Origin of the sequence: Embleya sp. NPDC020630 (genome assembly GCF_044334985.1) — a bacterium.
In the GTDB taxonomy this organism is placed as follows: domain Bacteria; phylum Actinomycetota; class Actinomycetes; order Streptomycetales; family Streptomycetaceae; genus Embleya.
The window spans coordinates 616,435-635,225 of record NZ_JBIRUB010000001.1 but is presented as its reverse complement, the minus strand read 5'-3'; the positions used below and the strand labels follow the sequence as shown (position 1 = coordinate 635,225).

Annotated in this window: 12 protein-coding genes and 1 pseudogene; 8 read left to right on the top strand and 5 right to left on the bottom strand. The window is 72.9% G+C overall.

Translation table 11 applies throughout. The features are described from left to right. Positions 1 to 139: 139 nt before the first annotated feature. Positions 140 to 808, top strand: coding sequence for a TetR/AcrR family transcriptional regulator (locus ACH4XV_RS02640; RefSeq protein ID WP_395786417.1), 669 nt, complete (start codon positions 140 to 142; stop codon positions 806 to 808). Between the two features lie 128 nt (positions 809 to 936). On the opposite strand, the gene ACH4XV_RS02635 is transcribed toward ACH4XV_RS02640, so the two are convergent. Both ACH4XV_RS02635 and ACH4XV_RS02630 read right to left on the bottom strand, forming a co-directional pair. Then, positions 937 to 1,698 carry a 3-hydroxyacyl-CoA dehydrogenase gene (locus ACH4XV_RS02635; RefSeq protein WP_395786415.1) on the bottom strand — a complete coding sequence of 254 codons (762 nt, stop codon included), beginning with the start codon at positions 1,696 to 1,698 and terminating at the stop codon, positions 937 to 939. Positions 1,699 to 1,804: 106 nt separating this feature from the next. Continuing rightward, positions 1,805 to 2,986: a thiolase family protein gene (locus ACH4XV_RS02630; RefSeq protein ID WP_395786413.1), complete on the bottom strand. Its 1,182-nt coding sequence runs from the start codon at positions 2,984 to 2,986 to the stop codon at positions 1,805 to 1,807. 304 nt (positions 2,987 to 3,290) lie between these two features. On the opposite strand from ACH4XV_RS02630, the gene ACH4XV_RS02625 reads away from it, so the two are divergent. After that, a complete protein-coding gene (locus tag ACH4XV_RS02625; RefSeq protein ID WP_395786411.1) occupies positions 3,291 to 3,908 on the top strand; it encodes a TetR/AcrR family transcriptional regulator in 618 nt (205 codons plus the stop codon). 101 nt (positions 3,909 to 4,009) lie between these two features. Further along, the gene (locus ACH4XV_RS02620; protein ID WP_395786409.1) at positions 4,010 to 4,828 is read left to right on the top strand and encodes a DUF2127 domain-containing protein; all 819 of its coding nucleotides are present in this window, start codon (positions 4,010 to 4,012) and stop codon (positions 4,826 to 4,828) included. Between the two features lie 647 nt (positions 4,829 to 5,475). Here ACH4XV_RS02620 and ACH4XV_RS02615 read toward each other — a convergent pair. Continuing rightward, entirely contained in the window at positions 5,476 to 6,405 is a 930-nt protein-coding gene (locus ACH4XV_RS02615; RefSeq protein WP_395786407.1) for an NADP-dependent oxidoreductase, read from the bottom strand. A 130-nt stretch (positions 6,406 to 6,535) separates the two neighbouring features. On the opposite strand from ACH4XV_RS02615, the gene ACH4XV_RS02610 reads away from it, so the two are divergent. The 4 genes from ACH4XV_RS02610 to ACH4XV_RS02595 all read left to right on the top strand — a co-directional run bounded on the left by ACH4XV_RS02610 (position 6,536) and on the right by ACH4XV_RS02595 (position 13,643). Further along, positions 6,536 to 6,952, top strand: coding sequence for a winged helix-turn-helix transcriptional regulator (locus tag ACH4XV_RS02610; protein WP_379998059.1), 417 nt, complete (start codon positions 6,536 to 6,538; stop codon positions 6,950 to 6,952). A 148-nt stretch (positions 6,953 to 7,100) separates the two neighbouring features. Beyond that, positions 7,101 to 7,628: a sigma-70 family RNA polymerase sigma factor gene (locus ACH4XV_RS02605; protein ID WP_379998061.1), complete on the top strand. Its 528-nt coding sequence runs from the start codon at positions 7,101 to 7,103 to the stop codon at positions 7,626 to 7,628. Next, positions 7,625 to 8,755 carry a hypothetical protein gene (locus ACH4XV_RS02600; RefSeq protein WP_395786405.1) on the top strand — a complete coding sequence of 377 codons (1,131 nt, stop codon included), beginning with the start codon at positions 7,625 to 7,627 and terminating at the stop codon, positions 8,753 to 8,755. The genes ACH4XV_RS02605 and ACH4XV_RS02600 overlap by 4 nt, the downstream gene beginning before the upstream one ends. Positions 8,756 to 8,981: 226 nt before the next feature. Continuing rightward, on the top strand, positions 8,982 to 13,643 hold the full coding sequence (locus tag ACH4XV_RS02595; protein ID WP_395786403.1) for an FtsK/SpoIIIE domain-containing protein: 4,662 nt from the start codon (positions 8,982 to 8,984) through the stop codon (positions 13,641 to 13,643). Positions 13,644 to 13,725: 82 nt separating this feature from the next. Here the strand turns inward: ACH4XV_RS02595 and ACH4XV_RS02590 are convergent, their stop codons facing one another. Next, on the bottom strand, positions 13,726 to 14,025 hold the full coding sequence (locus ACH4XV_RS02590; protein ID WP_078978201.1) for a hypothetical protein: 300 nt from the start codon (positions 14,023 to 14,025) through the stop codon (positions 13,726 to 13,728). 86 nt (positions 14,026 to 14,111) lie between these two features. Next, complete coding sequence (locus ACH4XV_RS02585; RefSeq protein ID WP_395786401.1) at positions 14,112 to 14,951, bottom strand: hypothetical protein; 840 nt, start codon at positions 14,949 to 14,951, stop codon at positions 14,112 to 14,114. Positions 14,952 to 15,121: 170 nt separating this feature from the next. Here ACH4XV_RS02585 and ACH4XV_RS02580 point away from each other — a divergent pair. Next, positions 15,122 to 18,791, top strand: a pseudogene (locus tag ACH4XV_RS02580) (hypothetical protein); the annotation flags it as partial.

The window sequence follows — 18,791 nt, the reverse complement described above, 5'->3', positions numbered from 1 at the left end:
CGACCCGGACCGCGGTCCGGGTCGCGCGGGGCGGCGCACGGGTACGGGTACCGAGCGAGCGATCGTTAGAATGCCCGGCAACCAAGACGATGCGTCCCGGAACGGCCGGAGCAAGTCCGCGGAATCAGGAGGCGGACCCATGGCGGAGCCATTGGCGGCGGATCTGCGCGCCGACGGTCACACCGACTGGCGCGGATACCGACCGCTGCTGCTGCCGCCCATCCTGGCCGCGTCGCTCGCCGCGTTCGACGAGCACGGCTATCACGGTACGACGGTGCGCGACATCGCCCGCCGGGTCGGCGTGACGGTGCCGGCGCTGTACTACCACTACCGGAACAAGCAGGCCCTGCTGGTCGAGTTGCTGATCGGCTCGATGAACGCCGCCCTGGGTCGCTGCCGGGCGGCGCTCGAAGAGGCCGAGGACGCGCCGGCCGCACGATTCGCCGCGCTGGTCGAGTGCATCGTCCTGTACATGGCCAACCGCGCACCGCTGGCGTTCCTGGACACCGAGATGCGCAGCCTGGAACCGGCCAACCGGGCCCGCTACGTGGCGATGCGCGACGAACTCGAATCCCTGATGCACGCCGCCGTCCGCGACGGCGTGGCCCTGGGCGAGTTCACCACCCCGTACCCGATCGACGCCGGCCGAGCAGTCATCACCTGCTGCCAGGCAGTAGCCAACTGGTACCGCCCCACAGGCCCCCTGACCCCCCAACAAATCGCCGACCGCTACGTACAAATCTCCCTGTCCACAGTCGGCTACACAGGCACCTTCAGCCCGGCAACCTCCAGCCCGGCCGGCGTTTGAGGCCACCTCACAAAACCAATACGAAACGCCGGCCGAACCCCCCAACCCAACAACATCCAGCCCGGCCGGCGTTTGAGGCCAAAAGACCTAGGCCGAAGGCCAGGTCCCCTGCGCCCCGGCGCCGAGCGTCACCGAGGAGCCATTCGGATCGCCCCATCCAGCCGGATGACCTCCCCGTTCAGCATCTGGTTCTCCACGATGTGCGCGACCAGCGCCGCATACTCCGCCGGCCGCCCCAACCGACTCGGGTGCGGCACCTGCGCACCCAGCGACTCCCGCGCCGCCTCCGGCAACGACCCGAGCAGCGGCGTCTCGAACAACCCGGGCGCGATCGTCATCACCCGCACCGCCAACCCCGACAGGTCCCGCGCGATCGGCAGCGTCATCGCCGCGATCCCGCCCTTGGACGCGCTGTAGGCGGCCTGCCCGATCTGCCCGTCGAACGCGGCGACCGACGCCGTGTTGACCACCACGCCGCGCTCGCCGTCCACCGGCTCGTGCGTGCTCATCCGCTCCGCGGCCAACCGCAGCACGTTGAACGTGCCGATCAGGTTGACGTTGACCACGCGGGCGAACACGTCCAGCGGGAAGGCGCCCTTCTTGCCCACCGTGCGAGCCGCGTTCGCGATGCCCGCGCAGTTGACCGTGATCGCCAGCGTGCCGTCCGCGTCGGCCGCCTCCACCGCGGCCCGCACCTCGTCCTCACGGGTGACGTCGCCGGGTACGAACAGGGCCCGCTCGCCCAGCCGTTCGGCCACCTCCTTGCCCTGCGACGAGGGCAGGTCGACGAGCACGACCGACGCGCCCTTCGCGACGAGCAGTTCGGCGGTGGCCAGGCCGAGCCCCGAGGCGCCGCCGGTGATCAGGGCGGTGGTGCCTTCGATGCGCATACGTGTGTCTCCGTAACTCGCTACTCACTGACAAAAACCCGGCCGACGAACCCGACCGAAAACCCGACCAACCGAACCGACCAACCGACCAACCGACCGAACGACCTCAGAGCCGTTCGATGATCATCGCGTTGGCCATCCCGCCGCCCTCGCACATCGTCTGCAACCCGTACCGCCCGCCCGTGGCCTCCAACACCCCGAGCAGCGTGCTCAGCAGCCGCCCACCGGAGGCACCGAGGGGGTGCCCGATCGCGATCGCCCCGCCGCGCCGGTTCACCTTCTCCAGGTCTGCGCCCACCTCCGCCGCCCAGGCCAACGGCACCGGCGCGAACGCCTCGTTGACCTCGAACGCGTCGATGTCGTCGATCCCCAGGCCGGCCCGCTCCAGCACCTTGCGGGTGGCCGGGACGACGCCCATCAGCATCAGCAACGGGTCGTCGCCGGTGACCGCGAACGCGTGGAAGCGGGCGCGCGGGGTCAGGCCGAGCGCGTTCGCCCGTTCCTCGCTCATGATCAGCGCGGCGGACGCGCCGTCCGTCAGCGGCGAGGAGTTGCCCGGGGTGATCCGCCAGTCGATCTCCGGGAAGCGCGCGGCCATGCCCTCGTCCACGAACGCGGGCTTGAGACCGGCCAGTCCCTCCTCCGAGGTGCTCGGACGTACCGTCTCGTCCACCCGGTGCTCGCCGCCGGCCACGGCGATCGGCACGATCTCGCGGTCGAACGCACCCTCGGCGGCGGCCTGCGCGGCGAGGCGGTGCGAGCGGGCGGAGAACCGGTCAAGCGTCTCCCGATCCAGGTTCCACCGGGCCGAGATCAGCTCGGCCGAGTAGCCCTGCGGGATCAGGCCCTCGGGGTAGCGCGCGGCGAGCAGTTCGCCGCCGAGCGGGTTGCCGCCGTGCGAGGCCAGACCCATCGGCACCCGGCTCATCGACTCGACACCGGCCGCGATCACGATGTCGTACGCGCCGGCGATCACGCCCTGCGCGGCGAAGTGCGCGGCCTGCTGGCTGGATCCGCACTGCCGGTCCACCGTGGTCGCGGGCACGCCCTCGGGAAATCCGGCGGCCAGGACCGCGTTGCGGGCGATGTTCAGCGACTGGTCGCCGCCCTGGGTGACGCAGCCCGCGATCACGTCCTCGACCAGGGCCGGGTCCAAGCCGTTGCGCTCGACCAGGGCCCGCAGCGTGTGCGCGAGCAGGTCGACGGGGTGGGTGCCGGACAGGGCGCCGCCGGGCTTGCCCTTGCCGGAGGCGGTGCGTACGGCGTCGACGACGACGGCTGTGGTCATGGCGTTGCGTCTCCTTCACGACGGTGGAACCGGCGCACCGCGACGGCCGGACCCGGTCGTGGCATCCGGTGCGCGGTCCGCGCGATCGTGCCGCGATCCCGCTGTGGGCCGGCCGCTCCCGGATTCCCGCAGGGTCCTGCCGACAAGGTTACTGAACGTTCGCTAAGACATTCGACCCGCCGGCGCAAATGCTGTCAAGCATCGACCCGGGCGGCGACACGCTCGTGCGGGTCTCGACGATCCCGCGCACGTCAACCGACAAAACCGGCATCGAGCCCCGTCCCCGGGGGTTAGGCTGACCTACGTGACCAGCGCACCAGTACGCGAACCACGTCAACACCGCAGTCGTGTCACCCGTGCCCGACTCCTGGACACCGCCGTCGACGTGCTGGCCGAGCTGGGCTGGCTCGGCGGCACCGTGACCGTGGTCGCCGAGCGCGCGGGCGTCTCACGAGGCGCCGTGCAGCACCACTTCCCCACCCGCGAGGACTTGTTCACCGCCGCGATCGACCACATCGCCGGTGACCTGGTCGCCCGTACCCGCCTGGACGGCGCCCGGATCCCGCCCGGCCCCGCGCACACCGAGGCGGTGGTCGAGGCACTGGCGTCGATGTTCCGGGGCAGGCTGTACCGGGCCGCGCTCAGCCTGTGGACGGCGGCGGTCAACGATCCCGTGCTGCGCGCGCGGGTGATCCCGCTGGATCTGCGACTGACCGCGGCGATATACGACATGGCCGTCGAGCTGCTCGACGCCGACGTCTCCCTGCCCGGGGTGTCCGCCGCCGTGGAGGCCACCCTCGACGTGGCCCGCGGTCTGGGCATCAGCGCGCTGGTCATCGATTACGACGAGCGTCGGCGGGCGGTCGTACGGCAGTGGGCGGCGAGTCTGGACCACGTTCTGGCCGGGAATGGCGTGCCCTGACCGGAGCGTACGACCTCATTTCACGCTTCGATGACCAATCCTTGGTACGGACCCGGTCGAATCGTGAACGTGGCCGGGTCGGAAGACCGTAACTTCACGGCGTGGACTGGAATCGACGGGCCTGCGCACGGCGCGGCCATGAGACGTACGCTCCCGACGAACCCGCGCTGCGCGCCCGGCTGCACGCGACCACGCCGGTCGGCGAGGCGTGGCGTTGCCTGCGCTGCGGCGACTACGTGCTCGGCGAGGTCAAGGGCCGCGGGCCCGCCGGCGACGCGCCGGTGGTGATGCGCGGTCGGGCGCTGCGCGATGTGTTGATCCTGCGCTTCCTGTCCATCGAGCGGGCCGCGCGCGGCGTACTGATCCTGCTCGCGGCCTACGCGGTCTGGCGGTTCAGCAACTCGCAGGACTCGGTGCGCCGGTTGTTCGAGGACGACCTGACCGCGTTCCGGCCGGTGGCCGAGCACTTCCACTACGACCTGGACCACTCGCCGATCGTCGACTCGATCCGCAAGACGTTCGACTACAAACGCTCGACGCTGATCTGGGTGGCGATCGGGATGGTCGCCTACGCGGTCATCGAGATCGTCGAGGCGGTCGGGTTGTGGTACCTCAAGCGCTGGGCGGAATACCTCACGGTGGTCGCCACCGCGGCGTTCCTGCCGCTGGAGGGCTATGAGATGCGCGAGCACGTGAGCTGGTTCAAAGTCTGCACGCTGGTGCTGAACATCCTCGCGGTGGTCTACATCATCGTCGCCAAGCGGCTGTTCGGGGTGCGCGGCGGGGCCGAGGCGTTCGAGCGCGAGCGGCACAGCGAATCGCTCCTGGAGATCGACGAGGCGATCCACCCCGGGCCGCCCCGGCAGCCATGGGAGGAACACGTACACGCGACCAAGCCCCCGTCCGCCCGCACCCCGTAAACCCGCGGGCCTCGACCCGCACCCCCGGGCGCCCCGCCCGAAAGCCGCCCGGGGCGCCCGCTTACTTCCACCGGGCCACCGAATCGCTCCCGGGGCCCGGCATCTCGCCGGGGGCAGTGCCTTGGCCGAACCCGGCACCTCACCCGAGCCGGGGGTGAACCAGCGCGACCTCCACCGCGCGCATCTCGACGCGAGGAGTCCCCACACGCGTGGGGCTGATGCCCCATAGGGCGCGCGCGGCCCCGACGCATCACCCGGCTCCGGCACATCACCCGAGCCGGCACCTCACCGAAAGCCGGTGCCCCTCGCCGGAAGCCGGTGCCCCACCGAACCCCGCCCTCGCCCGGGCCGGTAAACCGTCCGAAGCCCGGCACATCGCCCGGGCCTGCACCTCGACGGAAACCGGTGCCCCACCGGGGCCGGTGCCTGACCGAACCCCGCACCTCGCCCGGGCCGATGCCCGCCCGGGGACTGACGCATCACCCGGCCCGGCACACCGCCCGAGGCCAGTGCCCGCCGGGCCGGTGGCCGCCCGAGGACGGGGCCTGCACGGGCCCGGCACAGCGGCCGGGACCGGCGCCTGTCCGGGTGTGGGTCGCCGTTTCTTCCGGGGCGAGGTCGGTGGGCGGGAGCCGTGCCGTCTCGGTCTACGGCACCAGGACGATCCGGCCTCGGAGGCCGCCCTCCGCGACTGCGGCGAAGGCGCGGGGGGCGTCTGTGAAGGGGAAGGTTCGGGCCACGCGTAGCGTCAGTTCGCCCTTGCCGGCCGCCGTCGCGAGTTCGGCCAGCCGGGTGGCGTCGGCGCGCACCCACACCTGGTGTACCCGGATCCCGCGCAGCCCGGGCGGCGCCGCGCCCGCGTTGACCGCCACGAACGCCCCGCCGCCGCGTACCGCGTCCAGCGCGTCCGGGCCGAGCATGGCCGCATCCAGCGCGGCGTCCACCCCGCCGGGCACCAGCGCCCGGATCCGGTCCGCCAGGTCGGCGCCGCGCGGCACGAACCACCTCGCGCCGAGGTCCCGCACCGACGCCTCGTCGGCGGCCCCCGCGACCGCGACCACCCGTACCCCGCGCGCCGCCGCCAGTTCGACCGCGAACGCGCCGACCCCGCCCGCCGCCCCGGTGACCAGCAGGGTGTCCCCCGCCGCCGAGCCGAGCAGGTCGAGCCCCTGCCACGCCGTCGAGCCGTTCAGCGGGATCGTCGCCGCCGCCACCGGATCCAGGCCGACCGGCCGCGGCGCCACCGCGTCGGCGTCCAGCACCACGAACTCGGCCAGCGCGCCGGTCCGTACATCCAACCGGTCGCGCAACCCGAGCACCGCGTCGCCGACCGCGAACCCGGCCACGCCCGCCCCGACCGCGTCCACCTCGCCCGCCACGTCCCACCCGAGCCCGAACACCGCACGCTCGCGCACCAGTCCGTACCGCACCGGCGCGCCCTCCACCACCATCAGGTCCACCGGATTCACCGTCGCCGCCGCGACCCGGATCCGCACTCGACCGGGCCCCGGCTCGCACACGGGTCCGTCCACGACCTCGACCACCGACGCACCGGACCGAGCGATCACCGCACGCATGACCCACCACTCCCACACTCTCCGCGGCCACGGGCCGAACTCCCGACCCCCTCGACCGCCAACCTAGGAAGAGCTACTCTCCGAGAGGAAGTACTCACCCGGAAGTGCGTATCCCACCCGAAGGAGAGCCATGGCCACCCGCACCGCCGCCGAACGCCGCGCCCAGGCCCGTACGGAGTTCGACGCGTACATGGCGAGTTGCCCGGCGCGCCGGCTCCTGGACGGGATCAGCGACAAGTGGGTCAGCCTGCTCGTCAACGCGCTCGCCGACGGCCCGCGGCGCTACAGCGACCTGTCCCGACGGGTGGCCGGGGTCAGCCAGAAGATGCTCACCCAGACCCTGCGCAACCTGGAGCGCGACGGACTGGTCGAGCGCACCGTCACCCCGTCCGTCCCGGTCCGCGTCGACTACGCGCTGACCCCGCTCGGCGCGAGCCTGCTGCCGCTCATGCAGGCGGTCAAGACCTGGGCGGAGGAGCACATCCCCGAGGTGGACCGGGCCCGCGAGCGCTACGACGCCGCGCACATGGACCCGAACCGCCCGTGATTCGGGTGGCACCGACCCGGGACACCGAGGGGCCGCCAGAAGATCGCCCGCTGTTCATTTTCCGGTCCGCCGGGGGTGTTTCCCGCTCCATATCGTGATCTTGACCGGCGGAACGGACGCCGGCCGAGCCTCCGAGGAGCCCAGTTTCGTGTCGCCTGGCCGGGAGACCTACGAGCGCGAGCGGCGGATCGACCTGCTGATGGCGGAGAGCACGCCGTTGCGCAGATATGTGAGCGGGATCCTGGGGGCGGATCTGCACACGGTCGAAGACGTGGTCCAGGAAACGCTGTTACGGGCCTGGGAGGCCGCGGACCGCCTGGACTGGGACGGTCGTCCGATCCGCATGTGGCTGTTCCGCGTGGCCCGCAACCTGGCCGTCGACGCCCGACGGCGCAATCGTTCGTTGCCGGTGGGCATCGACCCGAGCGAGTTCACCGGGCTGCCCACGGTGCCCGATCCGGCGGCGTCGGTGGTCGATCGTTGTGTGCTGGTGGGGGCGTTGCGCCAACTGGCGCCCTCGCATCGCGAGGCCGTCGCGCACGTGCACCTGCTCGACCGCAGCGGCGCCGATGTCGCGCGCGCCCTGGGGATACCGCACGGGACGGTCAAGTCCCGTACCTACCACGGGATCGCGGCGATCCGGCGTGAGCCGGCCGCGATCGAGGAGAGCGGATGACCGGCTCCGAGGACCTCGCCATGCGGGTCGCCGGACACGATGTGATGACCCTGCTCGGCTGGACCGGGATCCTGGTCCTCGTGTTCGCCCTGGCCCACTGGGCCGCGATGCGGCGCGGCGGCTGGCGCTTCGTCCGGCGTCGGCTGCGCCGCGAAATCGCGCTCACCGTGGCCGCGTTCGCCGAGCCGATCGCCGCGCTCGTGCGGTTCCGCCGCCGCCGCCGGCTCCTGGTCCGCACGCTGCGCGCGCCCGGCACCTGGACGGACGCGGAGCACGCGGCGATGCTGGCGGCCGAGGTGAGCGCGAGCGCGCGCCCGTACGCCGTGCTGGTCGAGCGCGACGTGGTGGGGGTGTTGGTGGGCTGCGGCCCGGACCTGCCCGTGCCCGCCGAGCCCTGGGCGGTGGACGAACTCGACCCCCGTCTGTGGTGGATCGCCCGTTCCGACCTGGAGCCCGGATCCGGTCCCGCGCCGCTGCTGGTCGCGATCGGCACCCGGCACGAGGCGGTGGTCTTCCTGGACCTGCTGACCGGACCGCGCGTGCTGGCGGTCTCCGGCGAGCGGCGCGGCGCGCGGGCCACCGTCCAGTCGCTGGCCGCCCAGCTGGACGCCAGGTTGCCGGCCGGCGCGGTCACCGTCGCCGCCGGGGTGCATCCGCGCTACGCGGGCCCGAGCGCCGCCGACGCGTTCGCGCATGCCACGACGGTCGCCGCGACCCGCCGCTACCCGCAGGTGGTGGCCTGCGCCGACACCCCCGAACTGCCCGCCGCCTCGCCCGTGTCGGTGCTGACCACGGGTCAGCCCCGTGGCCACGCCCGGCTGTTGGCGATCGCGCCGAACGGCGCGCTGCTCGTACACGGCACGCCGCTGCGGGTGGACGCGCGCCCGCTGCCGCGCGCGGTGGCCGCGACGGTGTGGCGCCTGCCGCCCTGGTCCACGGAGGACGCGATACACCCGGCCCCGGCCGGGATCGACCCGGACCTGGACCTCGACCCCGAACCGACCCCGGCCGCGCCGCCCCCCACGACGCGGGCTCAGGTCCCGGCGCAGGCCCCACCCCCCGCGCACGACGACCTCACCGAGCCCGCCGACAGCGACAAGCCGAGCGGCGTCTCCATCGACGTGTGACCCGCGTCCCCGCACGCCGGATGGGCGGCCGGGCGGCGTGTCCTCGATCCCCCGCCGAGCACCACCGCGCGGGCCCGGGACACGCCGCCGGGCACCCGTCCGGCGTGCGCCGACATCCCGGCCCGTCCCACCCGGCCCTGCCCCGCCCCACGCCGACCCCTCCCCGCCGACACCCCCGGTCGGCCGGACCCGACCCCCGTCCCCCACCCCCAGGAGCACGACGAACGTGAGACTCACCGTCACCACCGTGGACGCCGCGGACGGCCTGCGCCGCGACCATCTCCTGGACCTCCCGCCCGGGAGCATCGTGGCGGACCTCGCAACCGCCGTGCACCGCCCGACCGCACCCGCCGACGACGCCCCCGGGTCCGGCGCCGCCGACCTGGGCGCGTTCCTGGACGGCGAGGCGCCGGCGACCGGACAGTCGCTCTACCTCGGCGACACCGTGCTCGACCCGCAGGCCCCGCTGACCGTCTCCGGCATCCGCGAGGCCACGGTCCTGGGCCTGGGCGCCCCGCCCGCCGAGCCCGACCGGGTGCACGCCCCCCGGCATCCCTTCGACCCGCAGACCCTGGTCCAGGTGCACGCGGTGTCCGGCCCGTACACCGGCCGGGTCTGGCCGCTGGGCCCGGGCAGCCACGAGATCGGCGCCGACGAGGGCTGCGCGATCCGACTTCCGGTGTCCGGCGTACCGGCCCGGGGCCTGTGGGTGACGGTGTGCCCGGACGGCTCGGCGTACTGGCATCGCACCGGGCCCGACGACGGCGCGGTGCACGGCCGCGAGGTGGCGCCGCCGCCCACCGACGCGATCACCGCCGCCGCGGCGCTGCCCCGCAAGCACGAGGAACGCATTCTGGAGGACGAGCGCGAGGCGGACCGCAAGGTCGAGCGGGAGAGCGCCCGGATCGCCCCGCCGAAAGAGCCGGTGCTCCGCCCCGAGGCGCCGCCCGGCACCCCCTGGCCGCACGCCTCCGACCTGGTCGTCGGCCCGTCGCTGCTGCGCCTGTGCGGACCGGTCGAGGCGGACGCCGACGTGACGCCCTCCGACGACGGCATCGGCCTGGACTACAACCGGCCGCCCCGGATCGCCCCGCACCTGGACGCGGAGAAGATCCGGCTGCCCTCACCGCCGCTGGAGCCGAACCGGGTGCCGTTCCCGCTGCTCGTGATGATCGCCCCGCTGGTGATGGGCCTGGCGATGGTCGGGTTTTTCCACTCGTACTTCTATCTCATCTTCTGCATCATGAGCCCGTTCATGGCGATCGCGAACTGGGTCTCCGGCCGCCGCAGCAATCGGGTCAAGCACCAGCTCGACGGAGTGCAGTACCGGCGCCGGCTGCGCGTATTGCACGACGACATCCGCACGGCCGTGCGCCGCGAGCGCATCGTCCGCGCCGAGGTCGGCCCCGACCCGGCCGCCGTCGCGCTGATCGCGACCGGGCCGGGCAGCCGGTTGTGGGAGCGGCGGCGCCGCGACGCCGACCACCTGGTGCTGCGGATCGGCACCGTCGACCAGCCGTCGGTCAAGGAGGTCGAGGACCCGGCCCGGGACGAGCATCACCGCACCGCGAGCTGGACGTTGCCCGACACGCCCATCGGCGTCGAGATCCCCGACCACGGGGTACTCGGCGTGGCCGGCCCCACCGAGCCGATCCAGGCGCTGGCCCGCTGGCTGGTGATCCAGTCCGCCGTCCTGCACAGCCCGCGTGACCTGCGCGTGGTGGTGCTGACCGATCCCGAGCGGGCCGGCGACTGGGCCTGGGTGCGCTGGTTGCCGCATCTACGTCCGCAGTCCCGCTCGGCCGCGCCGGTCGCCCTGCTCGGCACCGATCCCGAATCCACCGCCAACCGCATCTCCGAACTGGTCGCGCAGATCCAGAGCCGACAGCGCAGCATGGGCTCCTCGATGGGCCAGGCCATGTTCAGCGGCCCCGACATCCTGGTGATCGCCGACGGCGCCCGGCAGTTGCGCGAGGTACCCGGCATGGTCCAGGTGCTCACCGAGGGCCCGGCGGCCCGGGTGTTCAGCGTCTGTCTGGACGAACGTGAGCGGCTGCTGCCGGAGGAGTGCACCGCCGTCGTGCTGGCCGCCGGCCGACACCTCACCGTGCGCCAGACCGGACTGCCCGACGTGAAGGACGTACGCGCCGACCACGTGGACGCGGCGTGGTGCGAGCAACTGGCCCGCGCCCTGGCACCGTTGCGCGACGTCAGCCCCGAGCACGACAGCGGCCTGCCGCAGACCGTCAAGCTGCTCGACCTGGTCGACGCCGAACCGCCGAAGGCGGCCGACTTCGTGGCCCGTTGGGCTCGCCGCCCGGCTTCGACAACCTTCACGCTGGGCGCCGGCTACGACGGTCCGCTGCGTATCGACCTGGTGCGCGACGGTCCGCACGGCCTGATCGCCGGCACCACCGGATCCGGCAAGTCCGAGTTGTTGCAGAGCTTCGTCTCCGCGCTCGCGGTGGCCAACCGCCCGGACGAGCTGACCTTCGTCCTGGTCGACTACAAGGGCGGCAGCGCGTTCAGCGAGTGCGCCGAACTCCCGCACACCCTCGGCATGGTCACCGACCTGGACGAGCACCTGGCCACCCGGGCGCTGGAGTCGCTGGCGGCGGAACTGCGGCGCCGCGAGCAGCTGTTGGCCGACGTCGGTGCCAAGGACCACCCCGAGTACCGGGGCAAGCGCGCCGGCGACCCCGCCCTGGCGCCGCTGCCCCGGCTGATCCTGGTGATCGACGAGTTCGCCACCCTCGTCCGCGAGGTGCCCGACTTCGTCACGGGGCTGATCAACATCGCCCAGCGCGGCCGTTCGCTCGGGATCCACCTGGTGCTGGCCACTCAGCGTCCGGCCGGCGTGGTCACCGGCGACATCCGCGCCAACACCAACCTGCGAATCGCCCTGCGGGTGACCGACGCGGGCGAGAGCCAGGACATCATCGACACGATGGAGGCCGTGCACATCTCGGCCGGCACCCCGGGCCGGGCGCTGATCCGCACCGGCCCCAACGCCGCCGTGCCGTTCCAGGCCGCGTGGGTGGGCGCCGAGCGGCCCGTCCCCGGCGGCGCCGCCGAGAAGACCGGCCCCACCCGCGCGGTGCGCGCCACCGAACTGACCCTGGCCGGCCTGGGCCGCCCCGCGTCGCTGCCGACGGTCGACGAGGGCCCGGACACCGCGGACACGCCCAACCCGACCGACCTCAACGCCCTGGTCCTGGCGCTGCGCGAGGCGGCCGAGACGCTGCCCGACTACCGCCCGCTGCCCAGCCCGTGGTTGCCGCCCCTGGCGGAGCGGGTGCTGGTGGACGACCTGCCGCCGGTGGAGCGGACCGGCGTCGACCCGTCCGACCCCTGCCCGCCGCCGATCCCCTACGCCCTGGAGGACGTTCCGCAACTCCAGGAGCAGCGGGTGACCACGATGGACCTGGCCACGTTCGGCCACCTGTACGTGATCGGCTCACCGCGCTCGGGCCGCACCCAGGTGTTGCGCACCCTCGCGGGTTCGGCGGCGGCCACGGCGAGTTGCGCCGACGTGCACCTGTACGGGATCGACGCGGGCGGCGGCGGTCTGGCCGCGCTGGAGACCCTGCCGCACTGCGGCGCGGTGGTCTCGCGGCACGACATGGAGCGGATGGGTCGGCTGTTGGGCTACCTGGTCCGCGAGTTGACCGAGCGTCAGGAACGGTGCAGTGCGCACAACGCCGCCGGGTTGGTGGAGTTGCGCCGGATCCTTACGGCGGCCGAGCGGCCCGCGCACATCGTGATCCTGCTCGACGGCTGGGACTCCCTGGTCGCGCTGCTCGACGACCACGACGGCGGCCGGCTCGTGGACGACACGATGCGCCTGCTGCGCGAGGGCGCGGCGGCCGGCATCCACATCGTGGCGACGTCCGAACGGGCGCTGCTGAGCGGGCGGTTGTCCGCGCACAACGACCACAAGCTGCTGCTGCGCCAGGCGGATCGCAGCGACTACCAGATGGCCGGCATGCCGATCCGCAAGGTACCGGCGGTGATCTCGCCCGGTCGCGGCTGGCACGTGTTGTCCCAGACGGAGAGTCAGGTCGCGCTGCTCGCGCCCGATCCGAGCGGACAGGAACAGGCCGAGGCGCTGCGCCGAATCGGCACGGCGGCGGCCCTGCGCGACACCTCGGTGCCGCGCGAGCGCATGCCGGTACTGATCCCGACGCTGCCGCGTGTGGTCGAGTTCGCCACCGCGTACGAGCGGGTGCCGGCCGAGGTGCGCCGCCCGATGTGGGGGCTGCTCGGCATCGGCGGCGACAGTGCGGAGCCGATCGGGGCGGACTTCGCCGCCAGGTCGGTGTTCTGCGTGATCGGGCCCGCCGGGACCGGGCGCAGCACCACGCTCGCGTCCTTGTCGGTGTCGTTGCTCGCGGGCGGCACGTCGCTGGTGGTGCTCACCCCACGCGAGTCGCCGCTGCGCGGGCTGGCGCAACATCCCCAGGTGCGGCTGCTGACCGAGGAGGATCCCGCCGCCGAGGCGGTCGAGCGGGCCCTGGACGAGTTGTCCGGTCCGCGCGTGGTGGTCGTGGACGACGCCGAACTGCTCGGGATGCCCGCCGCCGACCGGGTCCTGCGCGACCTGGCGGTCGCCGGCCGCGACCGGGGGCAGGGGCTGTTGTACGCGGGGTCCTACGACGCCCTCCAGGTGGCGATGGGCAGTTGGCTCACCGCCGCTCGACGCGGCAGCCGCAGCGGCGTCCTGCTCGCGCCGAAGAACATGCAGGAGGGCGACATGATCGGCGTACGGCTGCCGACGAACGTGGTGCGCTCGGCGCCGCCCGTGCCCGGGCGGGCGTGGACCGCGGGGCCGAACGGCGCCCCGATGGCGGTGCAGGTGCCGTTGACGGTGTTGCGGTCCGCCGAGTAGCCGGTCGAACCTCCGCTTAGCGCATACGGATTCGGGCCGCTTCCCCCCCGAGGGAAGCGGCCCGAATCGGTGCGGCGAGGGTTCAGCTCTTCTTCAGGTTCTTCGCCATCTCCACGTCCATCTCGTGCATCTGGGTGCGGATCTTGGCGAACATCTCGGAGAAGATCAGGATGCCGTCGACGGCGGCGGTGAGGCTGGTGTTGAACTTCGAGTAGGCCTCGCGCATGGCCGGGCTCGACTCCTTGAAGACCATGCCGTTGTCCAGCAGCCCGTTCACGTCGGAGAGCAGCGTGTTGATCATCGGCGTGATGGTCTCCTTCGCCTTGGTCAGCTTGCCGGCGACCTCGTCGATGCGGCCGAAGTCGAGTGCGATATCGGGCATGGTTCCTCCAGGGAAGATCGGCTCGTCGTGGGGGTACGACGAACGGGGACTACGGGGGGCTACAGGGGACTACCGGGCGATGCGGCTCAGTCGCGGCGCGGGATGTGCCCGCCACCGCCGCCACCGCCCGGCGGGACGGGCTTCTCCGGCGGCTTGGGTGTGGTGTCCACCCATTCGTGCTTGCCGTCGGCGCGCGCGTAGGTGTGCGTCTTTCCTTCGGAGTCGACCACCTTCTGCGTGCCGCCCCCGTTGGCGTTCAGGTGCGTCTCGGTGGTGGTCACGCCGCCGTCCGGCGCGGTGGACACGGTGGTGTAGTTCAGCCGGCTGGAGTCGTAGGTGGTGACCGAGGTGTACGTCTGGCCGTTGTTGACGACCTTGGTCTCCTCCTTGATCACGTTGCCGTCCGCGTCCAGGGTCAGGTGGGTCTCGATCCGGCCGCCGTTGGGCGTGGTGATCACCTTGTCCAGCGGCGGTTTGTCGCCGGGGTCGGTGGCCTTGCAGAACTCCGGGTAGGTGCCGTCGGGTCCGGGCTTGGCGCACTCGGCCAGGTGCTCCTGCTTGTACTTCCAGGCGGCGACCTTGTTGCGCCACTCCGCCAGACCCATCGTGGCGCCCATCACGCCCAGGCCCTCGGTGATCTGCGCGTCGGCGTTGAAGTAGGCGTCGCCGACCTTGCCGAAGCAGTCGCCGAGCTTCTTCAGCAGGTCCTCGGCGCGGGTCATCGGGCCGGCGGACAGCCGGTACAGGCTGCGGAACGCGGCGGTCAGGGTCGGGTCGCCGAACACCGCCTGGGCGTCGGTGTAGCCGCCCTTGCCCAGGGTCGCGAAGTCGCTCGACTTGAGCGTGGGCGAGATGCGGTCGGCCAGGTCGTACATGTCCTTCTTGGCCTCGGCCAGCGTGCTGTAGTCCAGCGCGAAGTCGACCACGTCCGCTCCCGTCGGGCATCGCGGATCCCTCGGCCGGATCCGTCGCCGTGACCACGCCCGGGCCCACCACCCGGTTCACCGCGGCCGGACACGTCATCCGATGAACCGTCCGGTGGGCCCGGGCGTGGTCACGGCGAGGTCCGGCGAGCACGGCGAGGAGACGACGGGTCATGGGCAATCGCCCCACCGACTGGAACGCGATCGGCCTGAGCACCGATCCCACCCCGGGCGACCCCGTTCGGCTGCGCACGCTGATCACCTCGATGGAGAGCCTGGGCAAGGTCGCCCGCGAGATCGACGACGCGTTGAACTCGGTCCTGGACAAGACGGGCAACGGGGCGTTCGTCGGGCAGACCGCCGACGCGCTGCGGGAGAAGATCAGCGGCCCGCTCCGCGAGTTCGTGACCAGCATCGCGGACGCGTTCGAGCACTCGGCCAAGGCGCTGCACACATACGTCGACGTGATGGAGGCCCAGCAGCGGGTCGCCGACACGGCGTTGGCGAACGGCCGGGATCTGCCCCTGGAGGATCCGCAGCGCGCCGCCTACGGCACGACCGCGCGCAACGCGGGCACCGCCCAGCGCACCCAGGCCGAGACCGCCGCGAAGGTGCTCAACACCTCGGCGACCGGGATCAAGCAGCCGGTGTCGAACTGCGACCTGTTCTGGGAGGCGTTCAACTGGCTGGCGATCATCCTGATCCTGCCCGCGCTGCTCCTCGGCGGCCCGCTCGCGCTGCTCGCGATCGGGATCAACCTGGTCCTGTTCGTCAAGACCGCGGTGGACGTCGCCAACGGCAAGGCCGGGTTGCTCGACCTGTTCCTGGCGGGTCTGGGCATGATCGCGCCGACCACCAAGGGCCTGAACCTGTTCAAGCTGTTCAAGGACGGCGCGAAGTTCCTGTGGACCAAGGGCATCAAGCCCTTCGCGCAGGGCGCGTGGGGCGCGCTCAAGGGCGCCTTCAACGCGGGCGCGTTCCGCTCGTTCGCGTTCATCCCGGGCCTGAAGGACTTCGCCCGGCTCGCGGGGGGCTGGATCAAGACGGGCGCGTTGTGGGTGGGCGCGGCGGCGCTGAAGATGCCGTCCTGGGTCGGCGGCATGGTGATCAAGGGCGGCTTGACGGTGGTCACCGGCCTCAAGGCGATACCGGCGCTGTTCCGCGCCATCCCCGGGGCGATCAAGGGGGCCGCGGGCAGCACCTGGAAGTTCCTGAAGTCGGAACTCGGCGGCACCAAGTGGCTGCGGCTGATCCTGCCGGTGGACGCGGCCGAGATCAGCCGGTTCGGGCTCAAGCGCGCGTTGCAGATCGGCTTCTACGAGCGTGGTGTGCTCGGCAGGTTCCGCTACGCCTCGCCGCTGCTCGGCGCGGGCGGGCGCGGCCTGAGCCAGCTCCCGACCACGCCGCCCCTGGGCGCGCTGCCCGAGATGCCGGTAAACGACCTGGCCCGGATCCGGGCCGGCGACTGGTCCGGGTTCGGCGCGAACGAGTTGCGGATGAAGGCCCTGGACCTGCCGACGACCAACCTGACCGTCACCTCCCCCGCCGGCCTGCACATCCCGACCAGCCTCGGCGAGGTGATGCAGTTCGCGCCGGACGCGGTGCGCCGCATGGACGCGCTCCTGGACATCGGCGCGCGCGACATGAAGATGGTGCAGATCGGCGACTGGGCCAAACTGCCGACACCGGCGAACAGCGGCCGGATGGAGCTGAACGCGCTCCACTCGATCGGGCAGCTCTCCCCGACCACCGGCGCGGCCGGGGCGGTACACGCGCTGCCCACCCCGTCCGCGCTGCCGGGCGTCACGCACACCCCGTCCCTGTCCACGCTGACCGCGCTCGACCTGGTCCAGACCGGGGCCGGGCACCGGCCGAGCGTGCCGTCGCTCGTCACCGGCAACACCCCGAGCCCCGGCGCCGGTATCGCTCACCTTCCCGCCCCGACCGGCCATGTGACCGCGCCGAGCCTGCCCGCGGCCGGCCTGAACCACGGCCTGCCGGCGCCGAGCCTGCCCGCGCCGAACCTGGCCGGCCACGGCCTGTCCGGCCCGGGTCTGCCCGGCCATGGCGCCCCCGCTCCGCATGTGGAGTTGCAGTCGACCGGGTTCGGCTCGACGGCGACCCTGTCCGCGCCGAGCCCGACGGCGCTCGCGGGCGGCCCGCCGCCGACGGCGCTGGTCCCGGACCACGCCGGGAACGCGCTCAACCTGCTCGACCACGGCCCGAAGCCGATGCCGCGCCCGGACGGGCCCGCCCATGCCGGCGCGCTGCCGACCGCCCCGCCACCGCACGGCCCGGGTGGCGGCGGCGAGTTGCGGCCCGGCACGCCGACCGCGAACCAGGTCGCCGTCGCGCCGACCCCGCCGCCCGGCGGTCATCTGGCCGGCCCGCCCAACCGGCTCACCGGCGCCCAGTTGGAACAGCTGTGGCAGCGCGACGCGGACCGGATCGGCGCGCTGTTCGGCAAGGCCGACGACCCGCTGCGGGCCGAGCGGATCGAGGCGTGGCGCGACCTCACCTCGGCGCGCAACGAACTGGGCCGGGCCCAGCAGGTGTTGCACGACCTGGAGGTCCGCCCCGGCGGCTCGTCCAAGCCGTCCGTATACGAACGCGACGCCGGGATCGCGGTGCAGACCGCGTCGGCGAAGGTGGAGACCGCGACCACCCGGCTGGACGCACTGGGCGTGGACCCGGGCCGGATCGACAAGGGCATGGCCCAGATCCAGGCGCAGAGCCTGCTGGAGCGTCCGCGGGTGGTCGGCGGCACCCACCACGACCTCGGCGGCGGCAACACGCTGCCGACGACGTCGGCCGCCGGAGCCGTGCCGCCGCCGAACACGACCGTCACCTCGCACGTCGGCGCCGGTTCCACCGGACTCGACGGTGCGACGGTGCGCACACCGGTGCACGGCGGCTACCGGATCACCGATCCCGCCACCGGCCACTCCGTCCGCTACGCCCACGACGGTCGCCTCGTCGACGAGGCGCTGGCACTGCACTCGCCGGGTGAGCCCCGGTTCATCGTGGACGACGGCGGCGGCCGGCCGTTCCTCACCAACGCGAACGGGGACCCGGTCCTCGGCTTCGACGTCACCGTCGTGCGCGGCGGCTACCGCGTCACCGACACCGCCGGCGGGCAGACCGTCCGCTACCGCACCAACGGCGCCGTCGCCGAGCAGGGCATCGCCCTCGGCGGAGCCGGCGCGCCCCGCTTCGTGGTGCACGGCAACGACGCCCGGCCGCCGATACTGACCAACGCACACGGCAAGCCGATCACCGATCGGGTCTTCACCCCGTTCGAGAACGGCTACCGGGTGACCGATCCCGCCACCGGCGGCTCGATCCGATACGGCGCGGACGGCCACGTCGTCGAACACGGCCTCGCGCTCCGCGGTCTGGACGAGCCACACTTCGTCGTCCCCGGCGAGCGGGGTCCGGTGCTGACCGACCTGCGCGGCAACCGCATCGACGACGTCCACGTCACCCCGACCGACGGCAACGGCTTCCGCGTCACCGAACCGACCAGCGGACAGAGCACCCGCTACCGAGGCGACGGCACCGTCGCCGAGCACGGCCTCGCCCTCCAAGGCGCCGGCGACGCACACTTCGTCATCCCCGGCGAACACGGCCCGGTGCTCACCGACCTCCACGGCAACCGCATCGACGGCGTGAACGTCACCCGGGTGGACGGCGGCGGCTTCCGCGTCACCGAACCGACCAGCGGACAGAGCACCCGCTACCACGGCAACGGCACCGTCGCCGAGCACGGCCTCGCCCTCCAAGGCGCCGGCGACGCACACTTCGTCATCCCCGGCGAACACGGCCCGGTGCTCACCGACCTCC